Raw genomic sequence first — 25,106 nt, forward strand, 5'->3', positions numbered from 1 at the left:
CCGACCCACCCCTTTCCGTGTGTCCCGGCCCCTTCCGGACGCCCGCAAGGGGCCGGGGCGGCGCGAAAGGGGTGGGTCGACGCGCTAGAGCGCGGAGACCATCCGGCGGATCGCTTCGCGGTCGGGCTTGCCGGAGGAGAGGACGTCGAGCTCGTCCACGAGGATCAGGCGGGACGGACGCGCGTGGGCGCCGATCTCGCCGGCCACCGCTTCCCTGGCCTGGGCGAGCTGCTCGGACTCGCTGCGCCGCAGGGCCTCCCCGCGTGCCGCGACGATGACCGAGGCCTCCCCCCAGCGCTCGTCGTCGACAGCCACGACCACGGCCTGATGCAGCCCGGGCACGGCGCGGACGATGCGCTCCACCCGGTCTAGCGAGATGTTGATGCCGCCCGACACGATCACGTTGTCCGCGCGACCGTGCACGCGCACCACACCGTCCTCGATGAGCCCGAGGTCGCCCGTCCGGTACCAGCGGATTCCGTGCTCGTCCCGCGCGAAGGTGCGCGCGGTCAGCGCCGGGTCGCCCAGATAGCCCTCCGCGAGCATGGGGCCGGCGATCCGCAGCTCGCCGTCGACCGCCCGGACGTTCACGGTGTCGAGCGGGACGCCGTCGTACACGCAGCCGCCGCTGGTCTCCGTCGAGCCGTAGGTCCGCACGAGACGGACCCCGAGGTCGGCCGCCCGCTCCCGCAGCGGCTCCGGGAGCGCCTGACCCCCGACGAGGATGGCCTCATACGCCTGCAGCGCCGCGAGCACACCCGGCTCGGCGCTCGCGTCGAGCAGCGTCGCGATCTGCGCCGGGACGAGGGAGGTGTACAGGGCCGGGAGGACGCCCGCGGTCGTGGCGTGGCGCATGCTCCGCGTGGCCTCGGCGAACGCCCGCGATGTGAACCGTCCCTCGATCCGGGTCGGCTCCGTGCCCGCGAGGATCGAGCGCACCATCACCTGCAGCCCCGCGACGTAGCCGGCCGGCAGGGCGAGCAGCCAGCGACCGCTGCCGATCCGGGCGGCGGTGGCCTCCGCACTCGCCCGCAGGGCCTCGCCGCTCAGCGCCACCCGCTTCGGGACGCCGCTGGATCCGGAGGTCGCGATCACTGCGGCGATGCCGTCGTCCACCTCCGCCGGAGCGTCGGCGAGCATGCCGAAGCCGAGAGCCGGTCCCTCGTCGAGAGCTCGGAGCAGCGCCTCCCGCAGGAGCACGGTGTCTTCCGCGTCGGTCGGGATGAGGGCGTTCACGATCGTCTCTCCGGCTCAGTAGTGCCAGGGGAAGGACGACCAATCGGGGGCGCGCTTCTCGAGGAACGAATCCCGCCCCTCCACGGCCTCGTCCGTGCCGTACGCGAGGCGGGTGGCCTCGCCCGCGAACACCTGCTGCCCGACGAGCCCGTCGTCGACGGCGTTGAAGGCGAACTTGAGCATCCGGATCGCCGTCGGCGACTTCGTCAGCACGGTGCGCGCCATCTTCAGCGCCTCGCGCTCGAGTTCGGCGTGCGGCACCACGCGGTTCACGGCCCCCGCCTCGTAGGCCCGCTGCGCCGAGTACTCCTCGGCGAGGAAGAACACCTCCCGCGCGAACTTCTGTCCCGTCTGCCGGGCCATGTAGGCGGAGCCGTATCCCGCGTCGAAGCTGCCGACGTCGGCATCCGTCTGCTTGAAGCGCGCGTGCTCGGCCGACGCGATTGTCAGGTCGCACACCACGTGCAGCGAGTGCCCGCCACCCGCCGCCCACCCGGGGACCACGGCGATGACGACCTTCGGCATGAACCGGATGAGCCGCTGCACCTCGAGGATGTGCAGACGCCCGACAGCCGCCGCGGACGCTCCGCTGACGACGGCGGTCTCGGCGTCCGAGTATTTGTACCCGTCGCGGCCGCGGATGCGCTGATCACCGCCGGAGCAGAACGCCCAGCCGCCGTCCTTCGCGCTCGGTCCGTTTCCGGTCAGCAGCACCGCCCCGATCCGCGCGTCCTGTCGCGCGATGTCGAGCGCCCGGTAGAGCTCGTCGACCGTGTGCGGGCGGAAGGCGTTGCGCACCTCGGGTCGGTGGAAGGCGATGCGGGCGACCCCGCCGTCGCGGCTCACGTGCGCCGTGATGTCGGTGTAGTGCTCGGCGCCGGGCGCCAGCTCCCACTCGGCGGGATCGAACAGGTCGGAGACGAAGGCATCGGTCACGGTCTTCAGCCTATTCCCCGGGCACGCGCCGTCTTCATCCACCCGTCGACGATGTCCCAGGCCGGGAAGGCCACGAGGCCGACGCCGGTGATCACCGTGAGCACGCGCATCGTGTCGGCATCCACCCCGTTGTCCGTGAACACGAACTCCAGGAAGGCCGGGTTGAGGAGCTCGCCCTGCAGGAGCAGGGTGAGGGCCCACACGGCGAAGGCGACGGCGAGGACGGTGTTCACGACGGCCGCGGCGACGGTCCACCGCCGACGCGCGTACACGGCGACGGCCAGGACGGCCTCCGCGATCATGAGCGCGAGGAGGATGCCGATGCCCACCGGCCAGAGCGCGGGCGCCAGGATCGGGATGGGGTCGCCGCCGGTCGGGAAGAATCCGAGCGTCGCGTCCCACACGATCGCGCCGATGCCGGCGAGGAGGAACACGAGCGAGGCGATCACGTCGGCGCGGGCGGCCCCGTGCTCCGTCGGCTCCGGAAGCTGGTCCACGTTCCATCGCACGCCGGTGTCGGCGCCGGTGCGCTCCAGCACGACGAAGACGAGCGTGACCCAGAAGCACAGGTGCACGATCACCGACAGCGTGACCGAGACGACCGCGCCGATGACCTCGCCGGGTCCGCCGCCGGTGATCAGCTGCCCGATCGCGACGCCCACCGCGGCGAACGGCGGCACGATGAACAGGAGCAGCTTCAGCAGCCGCCACCAGGTGAGGTAGTACCGAGGGCCGATGAGGTGCAGCGGGCGGTCGGCGTATCCGGCGGCGAGGATGCCCGGGTCGCCGAGGTCGGTGAGGACGGCGCGCTCCGCCTCCTCCGGGCTCTCGCCCTGTTCCCGCCGCGCGTCGACGGCGTCGGCGATGGCGGCTTCGAGTTCGGCGCGGACCTCGTCCTGCGTATCCGGCGCGAGGCTGCGGATCGTGGCGCTGATGTAGCGCTCGGTGAGGGTGCTCGCGGTCATGTCAGTTCTCCTCGGGGGTGAGGGAGGCGATCGCGGTGGTGAGCGCGCGCCATTCGTCGGTGAGGGTGTCGGCCAGCCGGGTCCCGGCCTCCGAGGTGCGATAGAACTTGCGGGGCCGGGCCTCGTCGGTGTTCCACTCGCTCGTCAGGTACTCCTGCTTCTCCAGACGGCGGAGCAGCGGATAGAGCGTGTTCGCATCGGTGGCGAACCCGCGGCTCTCGAGTTGCTCGAGCAGCGCATACCCGTACTCCGGCGTGCGCAGCAGCTGCAGGCAGGCGAGCACCACGGTGCCGCGGCGCAGTTCCTGCAGATGCGTGTCGAGTGTCTCGTTCATGTCGATCACAGTAGTGTGAGTCACACACCATTGTCAACGGTACATATACGCGCGACATCCTGTCGAGGGGTCGTGGCGCACAATGGGGTCATGATCCCCGCCGTCACGGAGCTCCTCGATTCCGCCCGCGTCGTCGCCCTGCCGATGCAGACCCGCTTCCGCGGCGTCGACACCCGGGAGGCCCTGCTGTTCGAGGGGCCGGAGGGCTGGGCGGAGTTCTCCCCGTTCGTCGAGTACGACGATGCCGAGGCCGCGACCTGGCTGGCCGCCGCGATCGACTACGCCTACGCGCCGCAGCCCGCGCCGCTGCGGGAGCGGGTCGGCGTCAACGCCACCGTGCCTGCCGTCGACGCCGCCCGCGTGCCCGAGGTCCTCGCGCGGTTCTCCGGGTGCCGGACCGCGAAGGTCAAGGTCGCCGAGCCGGGACAGGTGCTGGCGGGCGACGTCGCCCGGGTCCAGGCGGTCCGCGAGGCGCTCGGGCCGGAGGGTCGCATCCGGATCGACGCGAACGGCCTCTGGAACGTCGACGAGGCCGAGCACGCCGTGCACGCCCTCGCCGCCTTCGACCTGGAGTACGTCGAGCAGCCGTGCGCGTCGGTGCCCGAGCTCGTCGAGCTGCGCCGGCGCATCGCTTACATGGGGATCCCGGTCGCCGCGGACGAGAGCATCCGGAAGTCCGGCGACCCCCTCGCCGTCGCACGCGCGGGCGCGGCGGACATCGTCGTCATCAAGGCCCAGCCGCTGGGCGGCCTGACCCATGCCCTGCAGATCGTCACCGCGGCCGGCCTCCCCGCGGTCGTCTCCAGCGCCCTGGACACCGCGATCGGCCTGTCGCAGGGGGCCGCGCTGGCCGCCGCGCTCCCCACCCTCGACTACGACTGCGGTCTGGGCACGGCCTCCCTGTTCCAGGACGACGTCGCCGACCTCCGCCCCGTGGACGGCGCGATCCCGGTGGGGCGCCTGTCCCCCGACCCGGCAGCGCTCACCCGGCTCGCCGCCGCGGACGAGCGTCGGGAGTGGTGGCTGGCCCGACTGGCCCGCTGCCACCACGAGCTGCTCGCAGCCCGCAGCGCCTAGGACTCGACGAGGAGCTCCACGAGCCGCCCGAGCTCCTCGCCGCCGGAGTGCCGCAGGGCCGCGTCGTCACGACCGGCCATGGCACCGCGGACCGTCATGCCCTCCCAGAGGATCATGAGCATGCGCGCCGCATCGGTCGCGGGCAGCCGGAGACGCAGCGTGCCCGCCGCCTCCACGATGTCCTCCACGATGCGCGCGATGCTCGCCACCATCTCGCGCTCCTGGGCGAGGTACGCCTCGCCGAACTGCGGATCGCGCAGGGCGCGGATGCGGATCTCGCTCATCAGCATCACACCCAGGCGGTCGTCGCTGCCGAGCTCCATGATCTGCTGGACGAGATCCTTCGGGTCGCAGTCGTCGGCGAGCTCACCGTCCGCCCGCATCTGCTCCACGCGAGTCCGCACGGCTGCCACCCTCGCGTCGGCGACCCCGGCCGCGAGGGTCAGGAACAGCTCGTCCTTCGAGTCGAAGTTCGAGTAGAACGCCCCGCGCGTGAAGCCGGCGCGCTCGCAGACCGCCTCGACCGAGGCACCGTCCAGGCCGACCTCGGCGAACACCTGCGCGGCGGCCTCCAGCAGACGCGCCTTCGTGTTCTCCCGGCTGCGGGTGGCGGGTGACGACATCGGAACCTCCTGGCCTTCCCTCTCGACGATTCACACCCGGTGCACAGACTCCGGATGGCGGATGACCTTACGATACATCTATGTATCGGATACACCTGTGTATCCACCCGGCACCCCACGGAGATTCGCGTGTCCACACTCCTCTCGTCCCTCGGACGCTGGTCCTTCCGCCACCCATGGCGCGTCCTCGTCTCCTGGCTCCTCGCCCTCGGCATCGCCGGAGCTGGAGCCGTGGTCCTCGGTGCCGGCACCGACAACACGTTCTCCATCCCCGGGACCGAGTCCCAGGCCGGCCTCGAGCAGCTCTCCCGCTCCTTCCCCCAGGTGAGCGGCACGAACGCCCAGTTCATCGTCGTGGCCGCGGACGGCGACGAGATCACCGATGACGCGTACCGCGAGCCGATCGAGGACGCCGTGTCGGAGCTCGGCGACCTCGACGAGGTCCTCGCCGCCACCTCGCCGTACGACGAGATGGTCAACGGCATGATCAACGACGACGACACGGCGGCAATCGTGCGCCTGCAATTCGACGGCGAGTCCACCGACGTCTCCGAGGAGACGAAGGACGCCCTGCGCTCCACCGTCGACGAGCTCGCGGCAGAGCTCCCCGACGGTGCGCAGGCCTCTCTCGGCGGCGACCTCTTCGCGATCTCGATCCCCGGCGTCACGCTCACCGAGGCCGTGGGCCTGCTCATCGCGCTCCTCGTGCTCATCGTCACGTTCCGCTCGTTCGTCGTCGCCGGACTCCCTCTGCTCACCGCCATCCTCGGCGTCGGCATCTCCATGGCCGGGATCTTCACGGCGACCGCCTTCGCGACCGTCTCCTCCACCACGCCGCTGCTCGCCCTGATGCTCGGGCTCGCGGTCGGGATCGACTATGCGCTCTTCATCGTCGCGCGCCACCAGGACCAGGTCCGGGACGGCGTTGAACCTGAGGAGTCGGCCGCCCGCGCGGTCGGCACGGCGGGATCGGCGGTCGTCTTCGCCGGCGTCACCGTGCTCATCGCGCTGATCGGCCTGGGCTTCGCGGGCATCCCGTTCCTCACCACCATGGGCGTCGCGGCGTCCGTGGCCATCGCGGTCGCCGTGGCGATCGCGGTGACCCTGACCCCCGCCCTGCTCGGATTCCTCAAGGGCCGCGTGGCCGGACGGCCGAAGCGCGCGAAGGCCCCGAAGAAGGCGGCCGCGAAGGACGCCGTCACGAAGCCCCGCGGCAGCCGTCGGTGGGTGGAGGGCGTGACGAAGCACCCCGTCCTCGTCTCCCTCGCGGTCGTCCTCGGACTCGGCATCGTCGCCGTCCCCGCCCTCAGCCTCGACCTCGCCCTGCCGAACGCCGGCGTCCTGCCGAAGGACTCCGAGGCGCGGCAGAACTACGACCTCGTCGGCGAGCAGTTCGGCCCCGGCTTCAACGGCCCCCTCATCCTCACCGGCACCATCGTCACCTCCACCGACCCCCTCGGTCTCATGGAAGACCTCGGAGACGCGGTGGCCGAGGTTCCCGGCGTGAAGGAGGTCGCCCTCGCGACGCCGAACGAGACCGCCGACACCGGCATCGTCCAGATCATCCCGGAGACGGCTCCCGACGACCCCGCGACGGCCGACCTCGTGCGCGAGCTCCGCAGCCACCACGACGAGTGGCTGGACGAGTTCGGCATCGACCTCAAGGTCACCGGTTTCACCGCCGTCGGCATCGACATCTCGGATCAGCTCGGGGCGGCTCTGCTGCCCTTCGGGATCTTCGTTATCGGTCTCTCGCTGATCCTCCTCACCATCGTGTTCCGCTCCCTCTGGGTGCCGATCACCGCCGCAGCCGGTTACCTGCTGTCGATCGTCGCCGCCTTCGGCGTCGTCGGGGCGGTCTTCGAGTGGGGCTGGTTCGCCGACCTCCTGCACGTCGCGAAGGTCGGCCCGATCATCAGCTTCATGCCGATCATCCTCATGGGCGTGCTCTTCGGCCTGGCGATGGACTACCAGGTGTTCCTCGTGTCGCGGATGCGCGAGGACTTCGTGCACGATCCTGACCTCCGGCCGGGTGCGGGATCGGTGAACCGCGCCACCCGACGGGCCGCAGCTCTGCGCGCCGTACGGAGCGGGTTCACCGGTTCGGCGAAGGTCGTCACGGCGGCCGGCCTCATCATGTTCGCGGTGTTCGTCGCCTTCGTGCCCGAGGGCGACTCCTCCCTCAAGCCCATCGCCCTCGGACTCGCCGCCGGCATCGCCTTCGACGCCTTCCTCGTGCGTATGACGCTGATCCCGGCGCTCATGGCGATCCTCGGCGAGCGCGCCTGGGAGATCCCGTCCTGGCTGGAGCGGATCCTCCCCCGCGTGGACATCGAGGGCGAGGCGGTGGAACGCGAACGGCACCTCGAGGCGTGGCCGGGCGACGGGTCGCTCGTCGCGGCCGACGACCTGGAGTTCGGCGCCGGCCCCTCGACGACGGAGGGACTGTCGCTGCGGCTCGCACCCGGCGCGGCCCTGGTCGCGAGCGGCGCGGACGCCGGGACGCTGCGGGCCCTCGCTCTCACCGTCGGCGCCCGCATCGCCCCGGCCGACGGACGCCTCCGTGTCGCCGGACACCTGCTCCCCGGTCGTGCGGCCTGGGTCCGTTCCCACGTGGGCTGCGTGCTCGCGGGAGACGACGCCCCGGTGCTCGCCGACCTCCGCGAAGCCCTCCGCGGTCGTTCCGAGCTCGTGGTGATCGACGGCGCGGACCGGCTCCGCGGCGGCGAGCGCGACCAGGTCGCCGCGATGCTGCGCGACGCGAGGTCGCGCCGAGAGCTCGCCGTCTTCGCCACCGCCGTCGATCCCGACGCGGCCCGTTCCCTCCTCGCGGACGCCGGATGGCCGTCCGCCGACGTACTCGACACGCGCGCGCCCCGCCCGAGCGCCGCAGAAACGACCGAGGTGCCCGCATGACCCTCCCCCTCGAGCGCGCCCGCTCACGTAAGCCCATCACCTGGCTCACGATCCTCGGCGTCCTGCTGCTGCCCGCCGCGATCGGCGGCATCCTCATGGCGGCGCTCTACAACCCGACCGAGCGCCTCGACTCCATGACCGCGGCGATCGTGAACCTCGACGAACCCGTCGAGATCGACGGCCAGACCGCGCCTCTCGGGCGGCAGCTCGCGTCCGGGCTCGTCGAGGGCTCGGACGATCTCGACTCGAACCTCACCTGGGTCATCTCCAACGAGGAGGACGCCGCCGACGGGCTCGCCGACGGCACCTACCAGGCCGTCATCACGATCCCCGAGGACTTCTCGGCCGCGGCGACGTCCGCTGGTCAGGCGGTCGCGGACGGCGGCGGGGACCCGGAGCAGGCGACGATCCAGGTGACGACGCCCGACGACGGCCTCGTGGCGGACGACCTCATCACCGGGCAGATCGCCGACGTGGCGGCCTCGACGCTCGGCACCACGCTGTCCGAGGCCACGACGGAGAACATCCTCGTCGGCTTCACCACCATCGGGGACCAGATCGGCGACGCGGCGGACGGGGCCCTGGAGCTGGCGAAGGGGGCGCGTGACGCGGCGACCGGTGCCGCGGCTCTCCCGGAGGGTGCGACGCAGCTCGCCGCGGGTGCCGGGGAGCTGGGTACCGGGGCCTCGACCCTCGCGTCCGGCCTCGACACGATCGCGGGGCAGACGCGGCAGGCGGCGACCGGCGCCGGCACCATCGGGGCGGGACTCAGCTCCGGGGCGACCGAGCTCCAGGGCCGGGTCGCCGACGTGCAGCAGCTCACGGGCGGGATCCAGTCGGCGGCCGCGGCCGCCGGATCCGCTGCGGGCGAGTCCGCCGCAGTCGCGCAGGGTCTCGGGACGATGGCGGCCACGGCGTGCGCCGCCGATCCGAGCTCGGCGGAGTGCGAGCAGCTCTCCGCCCTCGCAAAGAAGGCGGTGGCAGCAGCGACCTCGGCCGGGACCGCCGCCGGCATCCTCAACGACAAGCAGGTGGCCGAGGGCGTGGCCGCGCTTCCCGGGTCCTTCTCCACGCTGGCCACCCAGCTCGGCCAGGCGGGTGCCGGGGCGACCGAGCTCGCCGTCGGGCTCAACCGCCTCGCGACCGAGGGCGTGGACCAGTCGGCCGCAGGAGCGCGGGCACTGTCGTCCGGCGCGACGCAGCTCGCCGACGGTGCGACCCAGCTCGCCGACGGCAGCACGGAGCTCGCCACCGGCCTCGACACCCTCGCGACCGGCACCGGCGACCTCGCGGGCGGACTGCGCACCGCGGCCGACTCCCTCCCGTCCTTCAGCGACGAGGAGTCGACGTCGCTGGCGTCGGTGATCGCTGATCCGGTGGCGACCGACTCCTCGATGGGCTCGCTCTTCGGCCCCACCGCGATCCCGCTGCTCACCGCGGTGGTGCTGTGGTTCGGCGGTCTCGCGTCGTTCCTCGTCCTCCGCGCGCACACGGCGCGCACGCTCACCTCACGACGCTCCTCCGCCTCCCTCACCCTCCGCGCGTTCTGGCCGGCCGCGGCGATCGGCGCGGCCCAGGGTCTGCTCGTCTCGCTCATCGTGCAGATCGTGGCCGACTACGACGTCGCGGAGTGGTGGGCCTTCGCGGGAACCGCCGTCCTCGCCGGGGTGGTGTTCGCCGCGGTGAACCAGGCCCTCGTGGCGGTGTTCGGCGGCATCGGACGCTGGATCGCCGCACTGATCGGTGTCATCGCCGTGGCGACGGGACTCATCTCGACCGTGCCCGACTGGCTCGCGAGCATCGGGGCCGCCCTCCCGACCGCACCGGCCTTCGCGGGTCTCGTGGAGGCGAGCGGGGCCGCCGTCGCCGCCCTCGTCGTCTGGGGCGTGCTCTCGCTCGTCGCCACGACGGTGGTCGTCGCGGTCCGCCGCACGACCACGGCGCGAGCCGTCGTCACCGCCTGACCCCGGGCACAGCTGCGGAGATCACGCACGACACGCCGCCGGGCACCCCGCTCCGGCGGCGTGTCGTGTGGCGATCTCCGAAACAGTGCACGAACGCGACGGCGACACCCCGTACCCTCGTGCCATGCGCCGACCGTTCATGGACACTCCGGACCAGCTCGCGAGCCTCGAAGGACAGCAGTATCTCGTGCTCCGGCCGACCGGGGCCGTCGCCGCGGAATACCGGGCCATCCAGGAGGCCGCGCTCGGTCGTCTGGACACGCCGCTCCGGCATCCGCACACGGAGCACGTGACCCTTCGCGGCTTCTTCGAGCCGGAGCGTCGGGAGGAGCTGCGGGCCGTGATCCGGGCCTGGGCCGGGGAACAGGGTCCTCTCGAGCTCACCGCCGACGCCGTGGACGTCTTCCCCGCGCCGTGGCAGATCGTGATCCTGCGCCTCGCCCGCACGCCCGCGCTCGTGCACGCGTACGCCTCGCTAACGGAGCTGCTCCGGCGGACGGATCTCCGCCGCCTCGACGAGCTCTCCGTCGAGGACTGGACCTTCCACCTCTCGGTGCTCTACGGCAAGACGCTGGATGCCGAGACGTGGCAGCAGCTCGCCGCCACCGAGGTCCGTCCGCTCCTCCCCGCGCCGACGGAGGTCGTCACCGAGGTCGAGTTCGTCTGGTACGAGGGCGGCGTCGAGCACGCCGAGGTCATCCCCCTCGGCGGCTGAGCCCTGCTCCGGCGGGCACGACTTCGGAGATTTGCGGACGACACGCCGTGACCGAGCCGCGCCCGTCGGCGTGTCCCTCGCGATCTCCGAAGCTGTGCTCGGCGGGCTCAGCTCAGGCCGGAGTAGGCGTGCAGGCCCTTGAAGAAGACGTTGACGATGGTGAAGTTGAAGATCACGGCGGTGAAGCCGACGATGGAGAGCCAGGCCGAGGGGTTGCCGCGCCAGCCGCGCGTCGCCCTGGCGTGGATGTACCCGGCGTAGAGCACCCAGATCACGAAGGTCCAGGTCTCCTTCACGTCGAAGCCCCAGAAGCGGCTCCACGCGTAGTACGCCCAGATGGACCCGGCGATGAGCGTGAAGGTCCAGAGGATGAAGCCGATGATCGTGAACAGGTACGCCAGGCTCTCCAGGCGCTCCGCCGGCGGGAAGGTGCGCAGGAAGCCGGGGCCGGTCTTCGCCGCGCCCTCGCCGAGCAGCCGCTCGCGTCGCGCCTGCATGAGCTGGATCACCGAGAGCGCGAAGGCGAGGGCGAAGAACGCGGTCGCGAGCGAGGCGACGAACACGTGGATGATGAGCCAGACGCTCTTCAGCGGGTCCATCAGCGGGGAGACCTCGACGTAGAAGTTCGTCGCGCCCAGCCCGAGGAGGACGACCACGAGGCCCGTGATGAAGGTGCCGAGGAAGCGCAGATCGAGGCGGATGAGCACCGCCAGGTAGACCGCGATGATGAGCAGCGTTCCGACCATGCCGAACTCGTACAGGTTCGCCCACGGCACCCGACCGGCCGCGATGCCACGCGTCACAGCGGCGGCGAGGTGGAACACGAAGCCCAGCACCGTGAGCGAGGTGCCGATTCGCGCCATGACGAAGCGCTGCGGCTTCGGAGCTCCGGGCGCATCGACGGGTGCGGAAGCCGAGACGCCACCGGAACGACCGGCGGCCACGAGCTCGCCCTCGCGGACGGTGTGGGCGTCGGCCGTCGCCTGCGAGCGGCGCGCGAGATCGAAGGCGTAGGCCACGAAGGCCGCCGCGTAGATCGCGATCGCCGTCCACAGCAGGACGGGCGAGATCACGGTGAGCTCGAGCATGGTGTCAGTCTACTTTCCGGGTGCCGGGGCCGCAGGGTCCGCGGCGGCGTCCGCGGCATCCTCGTCGGCGTCTTCAGGGGTACGGGCGGTCGTGCCGCCCGCGGCGTCGAGCAGCCGGGCGTGGCCGGCACGGAGGTCGTCCACGGCGCGGGCGAGCGTGGGGTCTTCCCCTCGGGCCAGGGCCGCGTACTCGAGGTCGACCGCGCCGTCCGCCGCGGTGGCCTTCACCCACACGCGCCGACGCGGCACGAACAGGGCGAGCATGAGGCCGCCGAGCGCCAGCAGTGCGAACCCGAGCACGAACACCCCGGACTCGTCGCGGTGGATCTGCAGGGAGGCGAAGCGCTTGACGGACTCCGAGGAGTCGGTGGCGCCCTCCGGCGACTCGTCGTCGAAGGTGACCGAGCCCAGGCCGTTCGGCAGCTGCGCGGTCTCACCCGGTGACAGCTCGATCGACTCGACGTCGGTGCTGCGTCCGGTGAGCTTGGTCATGTCGGAGGTGTCGAGCACGTAGACCGAGCGCGGCACGCCGTCGTTGATCCCGAGGTCGCCCGTGTACACGTCGAGCGTGAGCGTCGGGTTGGTGAGGTCGGGGTAGGCGGAGAAGAAGGCGCCCGTGTCGAGCACGCCGGTGGTCGGGTAGAAGAAACCGACGAGGCCCACCTGCTCGGCCAGGCCGTCCGGCACCTTGAGCACGCCGAGCGAGGTCATGTTGTTGTCCTGCGGGAGGAACGGCGTGCTGTTGTGGAACACCACGTTGCCCTCGGGGTCGCGCACGGTGACCGTCGGGGCGTACCCGTTGCCGAGCAGGAACACGTCGTCGTCGGCCACGCCCAGCGGCTCGTTGACCTTGACGGCGCCCTCGCGCTCCTCGCCGTTCTCCTGGATGGTCATGTTCGCGGAGAAGTTCCCGGCCTGGCCGGAGCCGGGCTCGCCGAACGGCTGATACGTGACGTCGAAGGAGTTCAGCCGCATCGAGTACGGCGCGAAGGAGTCGTCGGCCACGAAGCGCCCGCGGTTCATGGAGTCGTAGTCGAGCAGCGTGTTGGCGAAGGTCTCCCCCTCGACGAGCACGCGCTGGCCCGTGTACGCGAAGCCGCCGCCGACGCCGATCGTCACGAGCACGCCGACGAGGGCGAGGTGGAAGAGCAGGTTGCCCGTCTCCCGCCAGTAGCCGCGCTCGGCCGACACCGAGTACGTGTGCCCGCGGTCGTAGCGCTCCACGCGGTAGCCGAGCGCCTTGAGCTGCTTCGTGGCGACGTCGATCGAGGCGGCGGCCTCCGCGGCGGCGTCGCCCGTGCGCGTGCCGGAGTCGGCGACGGTGTCGCGGGTGACGGCGCGGTAGTCCTCCAGGCGTCGCAGCCGCGCGGGCGTGCGCGGCGGGCGGGCCTGCAGCGCCTTGGCGTGGTGCTTGATGCGCGGGATGACGCAGCCGACGAGCGAGGTGAACAGCAGCAGGTAGATCGCCGAGAACCAGGGCGACAGGTACACGTCGAAGAGCTTGAGCGCGTCGAGCACCGGGAACAGGTCGGGGTTGTCGCGCTCCCACTGCGTCACGCCGTTCGGGTCGGCCATTCGCTGCGGGAAGATCGATCCGGGGATGGCCGCGATCGCCAGCACGAGCAGCAGGACGAGCGCCGTGCGCATCGAGGTGAGCTGACGCCACCCCCATCGGAGCCAGCCGACGAACCCGAGCCGCGGCTGGGTGATCGTGTCGTCGCCGTCGACGTGGTCGGACGGGCGGAGCGGATCGCTGGAGTCGGTGGTCACGGCACCCTTGTTCTTCGTCATGGTCGTCTCGGAGCGGTCAGAGCGGGAGGATGACACTGCCGATCACCGCCGTCAATCGGGACATGATGTCGGTCCACAGGCCGGTGACCATCAGGACACCGAGGAGGATCAGCAGCACGCCGCCGAGGATGTTCACGACCCGGATATGGCGGCGCAGGAACCCGATGGCCTTGGTCGCCCAGCCGAAGCCGAGCGCCACGAGCAGGAACGGGATGCCGAGGCCCAGGGAGTACGCGAGGCCGAGGAAGCCCGCGCGCACGGGGTCGCCCGCGTTGAAGGAGAGCGCGAGGATGGCGGCCAGCGTGGGGCCCATGCAGGGCGCCCAGCCGATGCCGAGCGCGACGCCGAGGAGCGGGGCCCCGACCATCCCGGCCTTCGAGTCGACGTGGAAGCGGAGCTCCTTCTGCGCGAACCCGAAGAGCCCGAGGAAGACCAGGCCCATCGCGATGATGACGACGCCGAGGATGCGGGTGATGAGGTCGCCCCACTGGAGCAGGAACACGCCGGCGGTGCCGCCGAGCACCGTGTAGAGGATGAAGACCACGGTGAAGCCGAGGATGAACAGCAGCACGCCGAGGACCAGGCGGCTGCGCGTCGCGGTCTGGGTGGCGCCGCCGCCGGTCGTCGAGGTGTTCCGCGGCGTGACGGCTCCCCCGAGGAAGCCGAGGTAGCCCGGAACGAGTGGGAGCACGCACGGCGAGAGGAACGAGACGAGTCCGGCGAGCATCGCCACCGGGACCGCGATCCAGAGGGCTCCGGATCCGATGATCGCGTCGGGGTTCACGACGACCTCGCGGACATCAGGAGTCCTCCGCCAGCGCGTCCTTGACGAGCGTGGAGAGCACGGAGGTGCCGTCGATCGGCCCGATGATCTTCGCGGCGACGCGGCCCTGCTTGTCGAGCACGAGCGTGGTGGGGGTAGCCGAGATCGGCACGACCTTGGCGAAGGCGAGCTTGGCCTGGGCGGTGTCGACGTCGATGAGGCTCGGGTACGTGATCCCGAACTCGTCGGCGAACGCGACAGCCGTGTCCGCCTGGTCGCGCGTGTTGATGCCGATGAACTGCACGTCCGCGTCGCTGTGCTCCTGCCAGACCGCCTCCAGGTCGGACGCCTCGACGCGGCACGGGGCGCAGCCGGCGTACCAGAAGTTGACGACCGCGACCTTCCCGGCGATGTCAGCGCTGTCGAAGTCCTCGCCATGCTCCGTGACCCCGGCGAACTCGACCGGCTCCCCGCGCTCGGCGACGGGGATCTCGACGATCGCGCCGTCGGCGGCGACGTAGCCGGTGTTCTCGCCGTTCAGGAACGATTCGCTCACGGCGTCGGGAGCGCAGGCGCTCAGACCGACGGCGAGCACCGCAGCGAGCGCGGCTCCGCCCAGGCGGCCGAGGGGCCGAAGACGGGAGGGGCGGCCGTTGCGGATCGGGTGAATCCTGGAAGCGCGGGACACGTCTCCGAGTTTACGCAGAGCTTCCTATGCATCGGCCGGGTACCCCCGGGGGGAGTCAGAAGCGCGCGAGCACGTCGTCCACCCCGGCGCGGAACCGCGGACAGGTCGCGATGTCGTGCGCCCGGCACCCCATGGCGTGCTCGGTCATCTCCCGCGATCGCCGCATCTCCTCCATCCGCCGGTCGAGGTCATCGAGATGTTGCTGCAGCACCTGATGCCGCCCGGCGCTGCCGTCGTCGAGGAGCACGGCGATCTGGTCGAGGCTCATCCCGGCGGCCTTGCTGCGCTGGATGACGGCGATGCGCACGACCTCGTCCTCGCCGTACCGACGCCGGCCCGCCGGGTCGCGGGGCGGCCGGAGCAGTCCGACGGTCTCCCAGTGCCGCAGCACGTTCGTCGGCATCTCGAACCGCGCGGCGACCTCGCCGACGGACCACGGGTGCGCGTCGCTTGACTTCATGTTGACATGAAGTCACAGACTGGTGCCGAACGCAAGACGCGAGAAGGGAACCCCCATGTACGACGCGATCGTGATCGGTGCTGGCCCCGCCGGACTCCAGGCGGCGCTGACCCTCGGACGGATGCACCGACCCGTGCTCCTGCTGGACTCGGGCGAGTACCGCAACGGCACCGTGCGACACATGCACAACATGATCGGCGCCGACGGGAAGGCCCCGGCGGACCTCCGCGCCCAGGCCCGCACGGAGCTCGCGGCCTATACGGACGTCGAGACGCGGGACGTCGCGGCACAACGGATCTCGGGCGACGCGGAGACGGGCTTCTCGGTGAGCCTCGCCGACGGGTCGGTGGCCGACGCCCGACGGGTGATCCTGGCGACCGGCGTCGCGGACGACCTCCCGCCGGTGCCGGGTCTCGCCGAACTGTGGGGCGTCCGGGTCTTCAGCTGCCCGTTCTGCGATGGACACGAGCACGCCGGGAAGCCGATCGCGATCCTCGGGGCGGCTCCCCGGGCGGCCCATCTGATCGGGTTGCTCGGCCGTATCGTCGGCGAGATCACGGTGGTCCCGGTGGGCGAGCCGTTCGCGGCGGAGGACCGTACCGCGCTGGAGGAGCTCGGGGGGCGGGTGGCCTCCGCTCCGGTCGAGGCTGTCGCCGCACACGGAGACGGGGTGCGGGTGCGCAGCGCAGAGGGCGACCTCGACGTCGCGGGGGTGTTCGTGGCCTCCGGCACGATGCGGCACCGGGCGCCCTTCGCCGCGGAACTCGGACTGCGGCTCCTGGAGTCGGGGTCGATCGAGATCGACGAGTTCGGGAGGACGTCGCTTCCGGGGGTCTTCGCGGCGGGCGACCTCGCCCATCGCGCGACCCTCCCCGGCCCGATGGCCTCGGTCCTGCTCGCCGCCGCCGCGGGACAGCTCGCCGCGGTGGGGGTGCTCCAGTCCCTCTGACTTCGAATCGCCCGATTGGTCCCATTTCCGGGCCGGATGGGGCCATTCAGGCGATTCGAACGGGGATCAGACGGCCCCGACGTCGACAGCACCGCCGGTCGCGGCGGGCTCGGCGTACGAGACCTCGCGCCAGACGTCGCCCACGCGCGCGAACGAGGTCACACTCGACAGGGCGCAGCGGCGGGTCCGCGGGTCGTGCTGCAGCGGCAGGCCGGCGACCCGGAGGTGCGTGATCCAGATCGGCGCCTGATGCGACACCATCACGATGTCCCCCGCGGTCGGGATCTCGGCCGCGGCCGTCCATGCCTCGTCCATCACCCCGAGCATGCGCTCCGCGATCGAGGCGTACGGCTCCCCCCAGCTCGGCAGCGACGGCTGACGCAGGTGCCACCAGTTCATCGGGTTCATGAGCGACCGCCGCATCCGGGTGCCCTCGAACACGTTCGTCGGCTCGATCAGACGGATGTCCGTCTCGGGCTCGAGGTCGAACACCTCCGCGAACGGGGCGGCCGATTCCTGCGCACGCTCGAGCGGTGACGCGAACAGGGCGGTCACCGGATCGCCGAGCCCCGCCACGTGCTCCGCCGCCGCCTGAGCCATCTCCTCCCCCGCGGTGCTGAGGTGGTAGTCGGGCAGCCGTCCGTAGAGCACGCGGGACGGGTTGTGCACCTCACCGTGACGAACGAGGTGCAGAAGTGATGCCGCCACGTCAGACCTCGCGGTAGCGGGAGTCGCCGAACCCGAGGATCAGATAGCCGATGTAGGGGAACAGGAACAGCAGGAAGAAGGAGAACACCCCGCCCTTGCCGAAGCGTGCGCCGAGCTTGAACGCGACGATGACCCCGAGGATGAAGTTCGCGATCGGCACGAGGTAGAGCAGGGCGAACCAGCCCGACATCCCGGCGATCTTCACGAGGAACACGACGTTCACGATCGGGATGATCGCGAGGATGCCGGGGTACCCCGCCTTCGTGAAGACCTTCCACAGCCCGACGACGACGAGGATGTAGAAGATGAGGGCGATGAGTCCCGTCGTGCCGGAGAAGATCGCGCCGAACAGGTCGGGAAGGCCGTTGCCGTCCGAGATGGAGAGGTTCATGGGGGTCCGCCTTTCGTCGTGGCGATCCTACTGAGGTGCCGCTGCTCCGCGCTGGCGACCCGGCCGGGAAGGGCCGGGACGCCCGCGTAGACTGGGCGGGTTCATCTTTCCCCGGATCAGGAGGAATCCTCCGTGCTGCGCACCCACTCCGCAGGCTCCCTGCGCGCCGAGAACATCGGTCAGACCGTCACCCTCACCGGGTGGGTCGATCGTCGTCGTGACCACGGAGGCGTCGCTTTCATCGATCTGCGGGACGCGTCGGGCATCGCCCAGGTCGTCATCCGCGACGAGGAGATCGCCCACCCGCTGCGCAACGAGTTCGTCCTCAAGGTCACCGGCGAGGTGTCGCGGCGCCCCGAGGGCAACGCGAACCCGAACCTCCCCTCCGGCGAGATCGAGGTCATCGCGGCCGACGTCGAGGTCCTGAACGAGTCGGCCCCGCTGCCGTTCCAGGTCTCGACCGCTCTGGCCGACACCGAGACCGTCGGCGAGGAGGCGCGCCTGAAGTATCGCTACCTCGACCTCCGCCGCCCGGCCGCCGCCTCCGCGCTGCGCCTGCGGTCCGACGTCTACAAGGCGATCCGCGACGTGCTGCACGCCGAGGACTTCACCGAGGTCGAGACCCCGACCCTCACCCGTTCCACGCCGGAGGGCGCCCGCGACTTCGTCGTCCCGGCCCGTCTGCACCCGGGTAGCTGGTACGCCCTGCCCCAGTCGCCGCAGCTCTTCAAGCAGCTGCTCATGGTCGGCGGTGTGGAGAAGTACTTCCAGATCGCCCGCTGCTACCGCGACGAGGACTTCCGCGCCGACCGTCAGCCCGAGTTCACGCAGCTCGACATCGAGATGAGCTTCGTCGACCAGGAGGACGTGATCGCCCTCATGGAGTCGCTCATCGTGGCGATGTGGAAGACGATCGGCGTCGAGGTGCAGACCCCGCTGCCGCGGATGACGTACGCGGACGCCATGGCGAAGTACGGCTCCGACAAGCCCGACCTCCGCTTCGGACTCGAGCTCGTCGAGGCGACGGACTACTTCAAGGACACCCCGTTCCGCGTGTTCCAGGCCGAGTACGTCGGCGCGGTGCGCATGCCCGGCGGCGCGAGCCAGCCGCGCAAGCAGCTCGACGCGTGGCAGGACTGGGCCAAGCAGCGCGGCGCGCGCGGTCTCGCCTACGTGCTGTTCAACGAGGACGGCACCCTGGGCGGCCCCGCCGCGAAGAACCTGTCCGAAGCCGAGCAGGCGGGCCTGGCGGAGTTCGTCGGCGCCGAGCCGGGCGACTGCGTGTTCTTCGCCGCCGGTGCCACCAAGGAGAGCCGGGCGCTGCTCGGCGCCGCGCGGGTCGAGATCGGCCGTCGCCTCGGCTACCTGAACCCGGACGAGTTCGCCTTCACCTGGGTCGTCGACGCCCCCATGTTCGAGCCGGCCGCCGACGCGGTCGCCTCCGGTGACGTCGCGGTCGGCGCGGGTGCCTGGACGGCCGTGCACCACGCGTTCACGGGTCCGAAGCCCGAGTTCGAGGACACGTTCGACACCGACCCCGGTTCGGCCCTCGCCTACGCGTACGACATCGTGTGCAACGGCTCGGAGCTCGGCGGCGGGTCCATCCGCATCCACCGCGAGGACATCCAGAAGCGGGTCTTCGAGGTCATGGGCATCAGCGACGAGGTCGCGCAGGAGCAGTTCGGCTTCCTCCTCGACGCGTTCAAGTTCGGCGCTCCCCCGCACGGCGGCATCGCACTCGGCATGGACCGCGTGCTCCAGCACCTGACGAAGACCGAGTCGATCCGCGACGTCATCGCCTTCCCGAAGTCCGGGAACGGCTTCGATCCCCTCACCTCCGCTCCCGCGCCGATCACCCCCGAGCAGCGCGCCGAGGCCGGTGTGGACTTCACTCCCGAGGACGAGGCCTGACCCGCCGAGACCCCGTCTTGCCGCCGAGACCCCGGGACACTGCCGCTGGCAGCCCGGGGTCTCGTCGCGTACCCGGGGTCTCGGCGAAGAGAAAAAGGGGGAATCAGGCGAAGAGGGGGGCGAGGTTCTCGTTCCACACGTCGACGCCGAGCTTCGCGATGAGAGCCACCACGACGACGAGGAACACCACGCGGATGAACGTCGTGCCGCGGGAGATGGCCATCCGCGAGCCCAGGTAGCTGCCGCCGACGTTCGCGACCGCGAGGATGCCCCCGAGCAGCCACAGCACCGAGCCGTGCGGGATGAAGAGGAGCAGCGCCCCCGCGTTCGTCGCGAGGTTCACGATCTTGGCCTTCGCGCTCGCCTGCAGGAAGTCGTAGCCCAGCAGCGCGACGAGGGTGATCACGAGGAAGGTGCCCGTGCCCGGACCGATCATCCCGTCGTAGAACCCGATGCCGAGCCCGGCCAGCCCGGCCATGATGTGGTGCTTGTGCCCGTGGAAGCGCAGCTGCGTCGCGGCCCCGAGCTGCGGCCGGAGCGCCGTGAACAGGGCCACCGCCAGCAGGGCGATCACGATGATGGGCTTGAAGGCGGCCGGGGGCAGCACCGTGGCGACCGCCGCGCCCCCGAACGAGCCGATCAACGCGATCACCGCCATCGGCAGAGCTGTGCGGAGGTCGGGCTTGGCGCGGCGGTAGTAGGTGATGCTGCTGGTCGCGGTCCCGAACACGGAGGCGAGCTTGTTCGTCGCGAGCGCCTGGACCGGGGCGATGCCGGGGATGAGGAGCAGCGCCGGGAGCTGCAGCAGCCCTCCGCCGCCGACGACCGCGTCGATCCACCCGGCACTGAACGCCGCCACGATGATGAGGATCAGCATCCCCCAGGTGAGCTGCTCGAGTCCGAGGAGGCTGCCGATATCCACTCCGCCATGATTCCAGACCCGCGGGCGCCGTCCCGCATCCACCGCTGGCAGACTGGGCTCATGCTCGCCGCTCTCCCGCTTCCGCATCCGTTCGCGTCGAGGAGCGGGGACGCCGTGCTCCGGCGGGCGACCGAGGCCGACGCCGACGCCGTCATCGCGCTGCTCGCCGACGATCCGATCAGCGCCGCCCGCGGAGATGTGGCGTCCGACGAGGACCGCCCGGCGTATGAACGCGGCCTCCGCGAGATCCTGACCGACCCCTCGAACGACCTCCTCGTGGTGGAGCTCGAGGGCGCCGTGGTCGGCACTCTCCAGCTCACCTCGATCCCCGGCATGGCGCGCCGCGGCGCTCGGCGGCTGCTCGTCGAGGCGGTCCGGGTGCGCAGCGACCTCCGGTCCTCGGGCATCGGCTCCGCGGTCATGCGCTGGGTCGGCGACACCGCGGCGCCCGCCCTCGGTGCGGCCATGGTGCAGCTCACCTCCGACGCCGCCCGCACCGACGCGCACCGGTTCTATGAGCGCCTCGGCTACGTGGGCTCGCACCGCGGCTTCAAGTACACCGTCCCGCAGCGCTGAATCCGGAGCGCATCCCCGCGCCACCCGCCCGACACCGACCGTTCACCCGCACCGCTCCGCGTGGCTACCTCGGACTCGTAGTGTCCTCTCGCAACCCGACACCGGCTCACAGCGCCGGACACCGAGAGGACACTCATGGCACGCTCCATCCGCCGCGCACGCATCGGCGCCGGCATCGCCCTGGCCACCACGGCCGTCATCGCTCTGACCTCCTGCGCCTCCGCGACCGACACCCCGGCCGCCGGTGACGACGCCGTGGACGCGGCGAGCGCGACCTCCGTCGAGGACTTCGGCTCGTTCGCCGACCTGGAGGCGGCCGCGAAGGAGGAGGGTCAGCTCAATGTCATCGCCCTCCCCCGCGACTGGGCGAACTACGGCGAGATCCTCGACCTGTTCGCGGAGAAATACCCCGAGATCACCATCAACGAGGCCTCGCCCGACGTCTCCAGCGCCGAGGAGATCCAGGCGGCCGAGACGAACAAGGGCCTCGACACCGCTCCCGACGTCTTCGACCTCGGCCTGACCGTCGCCCTGCAGAACACCGACGCCTTCGCCCCGTACAAGGTCCAGACCTGGGACGACATCGCCGACGAGCTGAAGGAGCCCACCGGCCTCTTCGTCGGCGACTACGGCGGCTACATGTCGATCGGCTACGACTCCTCGGCCTTCGAGGCGCCGGCCGAGCTGTCCGATCTCCTCTCCGCCGACTACAAGGGCGCCGTGGCCATCAACGGCGACCCGACGCAGGCCGGAGCGGCCTTCGCCGCCGTGGGCCTGGCGACCGTGCAGTCGGACGGCACGCTCGATGACTTCCAGCCGGGCATCGACTTCTTCTCCGAGCTGCAGAAGGCCGGGAACCTCCTCAAGGTCGACGTCACGACCGCGACCGTCGCCAGCGGCGAGACCCCCGTGGTCTTCGACTGGGACTACCTGAACGCGGCCCACACGGCCGACAACCCGGACTGGAAGGTCGTGGTCTTCGACGGCACCGGCTACGCGGGCTACTACAACCAGGCCATCAACGTCGACGCTCCGAACCCGGCCGCCGCGCGTCTGTGGCAGGAGTTCCTCTACAGCGACGAGGTGCAGAACCTGTGGCTGAAGGGCGGCGCCCGTCCGGTGCGCATGGAGGCGATGACCGAGGCCGGCACGATCGACGAGAAGCTCGCGGCCGCTCTCCCCGAGGCCCCGGAGGAGACGGTCGTGCCGACCGAGGAGCAGTCCGAGAACGCCGGCACGCTGCTCGGCGAGAAGTGGGCAGCGGCGGTCCAGTGACCACCGTCGTCGCACCGGGGGTGGAGGCCGCGGCGTCCGCCCCCGCCACCGCCGCCGGGCCCGCGTCGCACACGCGGGCCCGGCGGTCGGCGCCGTCCGTGGCGTGGCTGGGGCTCGTACCGTTCGCCGCCTACGTGCTGCTCTTCCTCGCCGTGCCGACCGTGCTCGCGATCGGCTCCGGGTTCTTCGACGGCGACGGTGCTTTCACCTGGACGAACGTCGCCGCCCTCGGCGACCCCGTCGTGCTCACGACCTTCGCGAACTCGGCGGGGCTGTCGCTGCTCACCGCAGCGGTCGGCGCCCTCGTCGGCGCCCTCGTCTCCTACGCTCTGCTCGGCATGAACCCGGACGGCGTCGTGCGGCGCTCCGTGGACGCGGCCGCCGGGGTCCTCGCGCAGTTCGGCGGCGTCATGCTCGCCTTCGCCTTCATCGCCACGATCGGCATCCAGGGCGTGGTCACGGTCTTCCTCCGCGACACGTTCGGCATCGACATCTTCGCCGAGGGCACGTGGCTGTACGAGCTTCCCGGCCTCATCCTCCCGTACATCTACTTCCAGGTGCCGCTCATGGTCATCACCTTCCTGCCCGCCCTCGCCGCCCTGAAGCCGCAGTGGGTCGAGGCGAACCTCACCCTCGGGGGCAGCAGGGCGAGCTTCTGGCTGCGGATCGGCCTCCCGGTGCTGGCGCCGTCGTTCCTCGCCAGCCTGCTGCTGCTCTTCGCGAACGCTTTCTCCTCGTACGCCACGGCCGCGGCGCTCGCGAGTCAGGGCTCGCAGATCGTCCCGCTGCAGATCCGCACGGCGCTCACCAGCGAGACCCTGCTCGGTCGGGAGAACCTCGCCGGCGCTCTCGCCCTCGGCATGATCATCGTGGTCGGGGTCGTGATGGCGCTGTACTCCCTGATCCAGCGACGGGCTTCGCGGTGGCAGGCATGAACGGCCTCGCCCCGTCCCGCGCGACCCGTGCGGTGATCGGCATCGTCGTCGGGGCGTTCTTCGCGGTGCCCCTCGTGTCGACGTTCCTCTTCACGCTGCGCGACACGGACGGCCTCTCGTTCGCGCACTGGACCGCCCTCTTCGACCCCGCGGCGTCGGCGGCCCTGAAGCCCCTCTGGACGGGGCTCGGGAACTCGCTGACCCTCGCGGTGGTGACCGTGTCGATCGTGCTGTTCCTCCTGGCCCCCACGATGATCCTCGTGAACCTCCGCTTCCCGCGGCTCAAGGCGGCCTTCGAGTTCGTCGCGCTCCTGCCGATCTCGATCCCCGCGATCGTGCTCGTCGTGGGGCTCGCGCCGATCTACCTGCAGATCGGTCGGACCGTGGGCACCGGCACCTGGACCCTCGCCTTCGCCTACGGTGTCACGGTCCTCCCCTTCGCCTTCCGCTCGATCCAGGCGTCGATCGATGCCGCGGACCTGCGCACGCTGTCCGAGGCCGCGCGCTCGCTCGGGGCGGGCTGGCCGACGGTCGTGCTCCGCGTGCTCGCGCCGAACCTCCGCCAGGGCCTGCTCGCCGCCTCGCTGATCTCCATCGCGGTGGTGCTCGGGGAGTTCACGATCGCGTCCCTCCTCAACCGGCAGGTCTTCCAGACGGCGATGGTCGTGGTGCAGAAGCAAGACCCGTATGCCCCCGCGATCTTCACGCTGCTCGCCCTGTCGTTCGTCTTCCTCCTGCTCCTGCTCATCGGCCGCGTCGCCCGCGGTCCGCGAAAGGCCCGCTCATGACCCTCGATCACGCACTCCCGCGCACCAAGGACAACCTGCTGCTCGCCCAGGCCGGCGACGGCACGCGGGTCGAGCTCCACGGCATCGTCAAGAGCTACGGCGGCACGAGGGTGCTGCACGGCGTCGACCTCGACATCGCCCCCGGGGAGTTCGTCTCGCTGCTCGGCCCCTCCGGCTGTGGCAAGACGACGCTACTCCGCGTGCTCGCGGGACTCGAGGGCGCCGAGGAGGGGACGGTGCTCCTCGGCGGCGGAGACGTCTCGCGCGTGCCGACGAACCGGCGCGACATCGGGATGGTGTTCCAGTCGTACTCGCTGTTCCCGCACCTCCGCGTCGTCGACAACACGGCCTTCGGGCTCCGTCGTCGGGGTGTCGGCACGACCGAGGCGGCGCGGCGTGCCCTTGATGCGCTCGCCCTCGTGGGCCTCGCCGACCTCGCCGACCGGTTCCCGCATCAGCTCTCCGGCGGACAGCAGCAGCGGGTCGCCCTGGCTCGCGCCCTCGTCACGGAACCCCGGGTGCTGCTGCTCGACGAACCCCTGTCGGCTCTCGACGCCAAGGTGCGCGTGCAGCTCCGCGACGAGATCCGGCGCATTCAGCTGCGGCTGGGCATCACGACCGTCTTCGTCACGCACGACCAGGAGGAGGCCCTCGCGGTGTCGGACCGGATCGCGGTCATGAACTCCGGTCGCATCGAGCAGATCGGGTCCCCGGAAGAGCTGTACACGACTCCCGCGACCGCCGAGGTCGCCGCGTTCGTCGGCCTCTCCAGCGTCGTGTCCGGCGTCGCGGACGGCGAGCACGTCGTCGTGTGGGGGCAGCGTCTCCCCTTGCAGACCCCCGCCGACGGCCCCGTCGACGTGTACCTCCGTCCGGAGAACGTCCGCTTCACCTCCGCGGAGGATGCCGCCACCGATGCCCTCGTGGAGGAGAGCACGTTCCTCGGCAGCATGCGGCGGACCCTCGTGCGCACGGAGTCGGGCGAGCTGGTCCGCGTGCAGCACGATCCCGCCGTGCACCCGTCGTTCCGCGACCGCGTCCGCATCGCGGTGACCCCCGCCCCGGTGGTCGCGCGCCCCCGCGGCTGACCCGAGA

Annotated in this window: 24 protein-coding genes; 11 read left to right on the forward strand and 13 right to left on the reverse strand. The window is 71.2% G+C overall.

What is annotated here, in order from left to right; all coding sequences use genetic code 11:
* Positions 1 to 84: 84 nt before the first annotated feature.
* The 4 genes from BV453_RS12170 to BV453_RS12185 are packed head-to-tail and all read right to left on the reverse strand — an operon-like array spanning position 85 to position 3,471.
* A complete protein-coding gene (locus BV453_RS12170; RefSeq protein ID WP_249521712.1) occupies positions 85 to 1,236 on the reverse strand; it encodes an AMP-binding protein in 1,152 nt (383 codons plus the stop codon).
* Positions 1,237 to 1,251: 15 nt separating this feature from the next.
* Positions 1,252 to 2,172 (reverse strand): 1,4-dihydroxy-2-naphthoyl-CoA synthase, encoded by a 921-nt coding sequence (locus BV453_RS12175; RefSeq protein WP_085603789.1) that lies wholly within the window; start codon positions 2,170 to 2,172, stop codon positions 1,252 to 1,254.
* Between the two features lie 5 nt (positions 2,173 to 2,177).
* Positions 2,178 to 3,137, reverse strand: a complete 960-nt coding sequence (locus BV453_RS12180; RefSeq protein ID WP_085603792.1) for a permease prefix domain 1-containing protein — start codon at positions 3,135 to 3,137, stop codon at positions 2,178 to 2,180.
* Position 3,138: 1 nt separating this feature from the next.
* Entirely contained in the window at positions 3,139 to 3,471 is a 333-nt protein-coding gene (locus BV453_RS12185; RefSeq protein ID WP_029989612.1) for a PadR family transcriptional regulator, read from the reverse strand.
* Between the two features lie 90 nt (positions 3,472 to 3,561).
* On the opposite strand from BV453_RS12185, the gene BV453_RS12190 reads away from it, so the two are divergent.
* The gene (locus tag BV453_RS12190) at positions 3,562 to 4,548 is read left to right on the forward strand and encodes an o-succinylbenzoate synthase (protein ID WP_249521713.1); all 987 of its coding nucleotides are present in this window, start codon (positions 3,562 to 3,564) and stop codon (positions 4,546 to 4,548) included.
* Here BV453_RS12190 and BV453_RS12195 read toward each other — a convergent pair.
* Entirely contained in the window at positions 4,545 to 5,171 is a 627-nt protein-coding gene (locus BV453_RS12195) for a TetR/AcrR family transcriptional regulator (protein WP_025104438.1), read from the reverse strand. The two genes, BV453_RS12190 and BV453_RS12195, sit on opposite strands and share 4 nt — an antisense overlap.
* Positions 5,172 to 5,300: 129 nt before the next feature.
* Between BV453_RS12195 and BV453_RS12200 the strand changes: the two genes are divergently transcribed.
* From BV453_RS12200 to BV453_RS12210, 3 genes are all read left to right on the forward strand, one after another.
* Positions 5,301 to 8,087, forward strand: coding sequence for an efflux RND transporter permease subunit (locus tag BV453_RS12200; RefSeq protein WP_249521714.1), 2,787 nt, complete (start codon positions 5,301 to 5,303; stop codon positions 8,085 to 8,087).
* Positions 8,084 to 10,051 carry a YhgE/Pip domain-containing protein gene (locus BV453_RS12205; RefSeq protein ID WP_249521715.1) on the forward strand — a complete coding sequence of 656 codons (1,968 nt, stop codon included), beginning with the start codon at positions 8,084 to 8,086 and terminating at the stop codon, positions 10,049 to 10,051. The genes BV453_RS12200 and BV453_RS12205 overlap by 4 nt, the downstream gene beginning before the upstream one ends.
* A gap of 124 nt (positions 10,052 to 10,175) precedes the next feature.
* The gene (locus tag BV453_RS12210) at positions 10,176 to 10,766 is read left to right on the forward strand and encodes a 2'-5' RNA ligase family protein (protein WP_249521716.1); all 591 of its coding nucleotides are present in this window, start codon (positions 10,176 to 10,178) and stop codon (positions 10,764 to 10,766) included.
* Positions 10,767 to 10,873: 107 nt separating this feature from the next.
* Here BV453_RS12210 and ccsB read toward each other — a convergent pair whose 3' ends face one another.
* From ccsB to BV453_RS12235, 5 genes are read right to left on the reverse strand one after another with little or no spacing between them, the layout of a single operon-like run.
* On the reverse strand, positions 10,874 to 11,854 hold the full coding sequence (gene ccsB, locus BV453_RS12215; protein ID WP_249521717.1) for a c-type cytochrome biogenesis protein CcsB: 981 nt from the start codon (positions 11,852 to 11,854) through the stop codon (positions 10,874 to 10,876).
* 9 nt (positions 11,855 to 11,863) lie between these two features.
* On the reverse strand, positions 11,864 to 13,645 hold the full coding sequence (locus BV453_RS12220) for a cytochrome c biogenesis protein ResB (RefSeq protein ID WP_249521718.1): 1,782 nt from the start codon (positions 13,643 to 13,645) through the stop codon (positions 11,864 to 11,866).
* 16 nt (positions 13,646 to 13,661) lie between these two features.
* Positions 13,662 to 14,429, reverse strand: a complete 768-nt coding sequence (locus tag BV453_RS12225; protein ID WP_249521719.1) for a cytochrome c biogenesis protein CcdA — start codon at positions 14,427 to 14,429, stop codon at positions 13,662 to 13,664.
* Positions 14,430 to 14,445: 16 nt separating this feature from the next.
* A complete protein-coding gene (locus tag BV453_RS12230) occupies positions 14,446 to 15,096 on the reverse strand; it encodes a TlpA disulfide reductase family protein (RefSeq protein ID WP_126894021.1) in 651 nt (216 codons plus the stop codon).
* A gap of 55 nt (positions 15,097 to 15,151) precedes the next feature.
* Positions 15,152 to 15,556 carry a MerR family transcriptional regulator gene (locus tag BV453_RS12235; protein ID WP_025104446.1) on the reverse strand — a complete coding sequence of 135 codons (405 nt, stop codon included), beginning with the start codon at positions 15,554 to 15,556 and terminating at the stop codon, positions 15,152 to 15,154.
* A gap of 55 nt (positions 15,557 to 15,611) precedes the next feature.
* Here BV453_RS12235 and BV453_RS12240 point away from each other — a divergent pair, with 55 nt between their 5' ends.
* Positions 15,612 to 16,505 carry an NAD(P)/FAD-dependent oxidoreductase gene (locus BV453_RS12240; RefSeq protein ID WP_025104447.1) on the forward strand — a complete coding sequence of 298 codons (894 nt, stop codon included), beginning with the start codon at positions 15,612 to 15,614 and terminating at the stop codon, positions 16,503 to 16,505.
* A 66-nt stretch (positions 16,506 to 16,571) separates the two neighbouring features.
* Here BV453_RS12240 and BV453_RS12245 read toward each other — a convergent pair whose 3' ends face one another.
* On the reverse strand, positions 16,572 to 17,213 hold the full coding sequence (locus BV453_RS12245; RefSeq protein ID WP_025104448.1) for a histidine phosphatase family protein: 642 nt from the start codon (positions 17,211 to 17,213) through the stop codon (positions 16,572 to 16,574).
* A gap of 1 nt (position 17,214) precedes the next feature.
* On the reverse strand, positions 17,215 to 17,604 hold the full coding sequence (locus BV453_RS12250; RefSeq protein WP_126894018.1) for a DUF5684 domain-containing protein: 390 nt from the start codon (positions 17,602 to 17,604) through the stop codon (positions 17,215 to 17,217).
* A gap of 132 nt (positions 17,605 to 17,736) precedes the next feature.
* Between BV453_RS12250 and aspS the strand changes: the two genes are divergently transcribed.
* Positions 17,737 to 19,515, forward strand: coding sequence for an aspartate--tRNA ligase (gene aspS / locus BV453_RS12255; protein WP_025104450.1), 1,779 nt, complete (start codon positions 17,737 to 17,739; stop codon positions 19,513 to 19,515).
* A gap of 103 nt (positions 19,516 to 19,618) precedes the next feature.
* Here aspS and BV453_RS12260 read toward each other — a convergent pair whose 3' ends face one another.
* Positions 19,619 to 20,392, reverse strand: a complete 774-nt coding sequence (locus BV453_RS12260; RefSeq protein ID WP_060921721.1) for a TSUP family transporter — start codon at positions 20,390 to 20,392, stop codon at positions 19,619 to 19,621.
* A 105-nt stretch (positions 20,393 to 20,497) separates the two neighbouring features.
* On the opposite strand from BV453_RS12260, the gene BV453_RS12265 reads away from it, so the two are divergent.
* The 5 genes from BV453_RS12265 (at position 20,498) to BV453_RS12285 (ending at position 25,099) form a co-directional block, all read left to right on the forward strand.
* A complete protein-coding gene (locus BV453_RS12265) occupies positions 20,498 to 21,013 on the forward strand; it encodes a GNAT family N-acetyltransferase (RefSeq protein ID WP_249521720.1) in 516 nt (171 codons plus the stop codon).
* A gap of 135 nt (positions 21,014 to 21,148) precedes the next feature.
* Positions 21,149 to 22,288: an ABC transporter substrate-binding protein gene (locus tag BV453_RS12270; RefSeq protein WP_249521721.1), complete on the forward strand. Its 1,140-nt coding sequence runs from the start codon at positions 21,149 to 21,151 to the stop codon at positions 22,286 to 22,288.
* Positions 22,285 to 23,223 carry an ABC transporter permease gene (locus BV453_RS12275; protein WP_374209032.1) on the forward strand — a complete coding sequence of 313 codons (939 nt, stop codon included), beginning with the start codon at positions 22,285 to 22,287 and terminating at the stop codon, positions 23,221 to 23,223. The genes BV453_RS12270 and BV453_RS12275 overlap by 4 nt, the downstream gene beginning before the upstream one ends.
* Positions 23,220 to 24,011, forward strand: a complete 792-nt coding sequence (locus tag BV453_RS12280; protein WP_126894041.1) for an ABC transporter permease — start codon at positions 23,220 to 23,222, stop codon at positions 24,009 to 24,011. The genes BV453_RS12275 and BV453_RS12280 overlap by 4 nt, the downstream gene beginning before the upstream one ends.
* On the forward strand, positions 24,008 to 25,099 hold the full coding sequence (locus BV453_RS12285) for an ABC transporter ATP-binding protein (RefSeq protein ID WP_249521722.1): 1,092 nt from the start codon (positions 24,008 to 24,010) through the stop codon (positions 25,097 to 25,099). Before BV453_RS12280 ends, BV453_RS12285 begins: the two co-directional genes overlap by 4 nt.
* Positions 25,100 to 25,106: the final 7 nt, after the last annotated feature.

Source organism: Microbacterium sp. ER1 (assembly GCF_023383675.1).
Lineage (GTDB): Bacteria > Actinomycetota > Actinomycetes > Actinomycetales > Microbacteriaceae > Microbacterium.

Excerpts from the sequence above, each read along its gene's own strand:
- BV453_RS12180 (WP_085603792.1), bottom strand. The coding sequence starts at position 3,137 with ATGACCGCGAGCACCCTCACCGAGCGCTACATCAGCGCCACGATCCGC.
- BV453_RS12185 (WP_029989612.1), bottom strand. The coding sequence starts at position 3,471 with ATGAACGAGACACTCGACACGCATCTGCAGGAACTGCGCCGCGGCACC.
- BV453_RS12190 (WP_249521713.1), top strand. The coding sequence starts at position 3,562 with ATGATCCCCGCCGTCACGGAGCTCCTCGATTCCGCCCGCGTCGTCGCC.
- BV453_RS12195 (WP_025104438.1), bottom strand. The coding sequence starts at position 5,171 with ATGTCGTCACCCGCCACCCGCAGCCGGGAGAACACGAAGGCGCGTCTG.
- BV453_RS12205 (WP_249521715.1), top strand. The coding sequence starts at position 8,084 with ATGACCCTCCCCCTCGAGCGCGCCCGCTCACGTAAGCCCATCACCTGG.
- BV453_RS12210 (WP_249521716.1), top strand. The coding sequence starts at position 10,176 with ATGCGCCGACCGTTCATGGACACTCCGGACCAGCTCGCGAGCCTCGAA.
- ccsB (WP_249521717.1), bottom strand. The coding sequence starts at position 11,854 with ATGCTCGAGCTCACCGTGATCTCGCCCGTCCTGCTGTGGACGGCGATC.
- BV453_RS12220 (WP_249521718.1), bottom strand. The coding sequence starts at position 13,645 with ATGACGAAGAACAAGGGTGCCGTGACCACCGACTCCAGCGATCCGCTC.
- BV453_RS12235 (WP_025104446.1), bottom strand. The coding sequence starts at position 15,556 with ATGAAGTCAAGCGACGCGCACCCGTGGTCCGTCGGCGAGGTCGCCGCG.
- BV453_RS12240 (WP_025104447.1), top strand. The coding sequence starts at position 15,612 with ATGTACGACGCGATCGTGATCGGTGCTGGCCCCGCCGGACTCCAGGCG.
- BV453_RS12250 (WP_126894018.1), bottom strand. The coding sequence starts at position 17,604 with ATGAACCTCTCCATCTCGGACGGCAACGGCCTTCCCGACCTGTTCGGC.
- BV453_RS12260 (WP_060921721.1), bottom strand. The coding sequence starts at position 20,392 with ATGCTGATCCTCATCATCGTGGCGGCGTTCAGTGCCGGGTGGATCGAC.
- BV453_RS12265 (WP_249521720.1), top strand. The coding sequence starts at position 20,498 with ATGCTCGCCGCTCTCCCGCTTCCGCATCCGTTCGCGTCGAGGAGCGGG.
- BV453_RS12270 (WP_249521721.1), top strand. The coding sequence starts at position 21,149 with ATGGCACGCTCCATCCGCCGCGCACGCATCGGCGCCGGCATCGCCCTG.
- BV453_RS12280 (WP_126894041.1), top strand. The coding sequence starts at position 23,220 with ATGAACGGCCTCGCCCCGTCCCGCGCGACCCGTGCGGTGATCGGCATC.
- BV453_RS12285 (WP_249521722.1), top strand. The coding sequence starts at position 24,008 with ATGACCCTCGATCACGCACTCCCGCGCACCAAGGACAACCTGCTGCTC.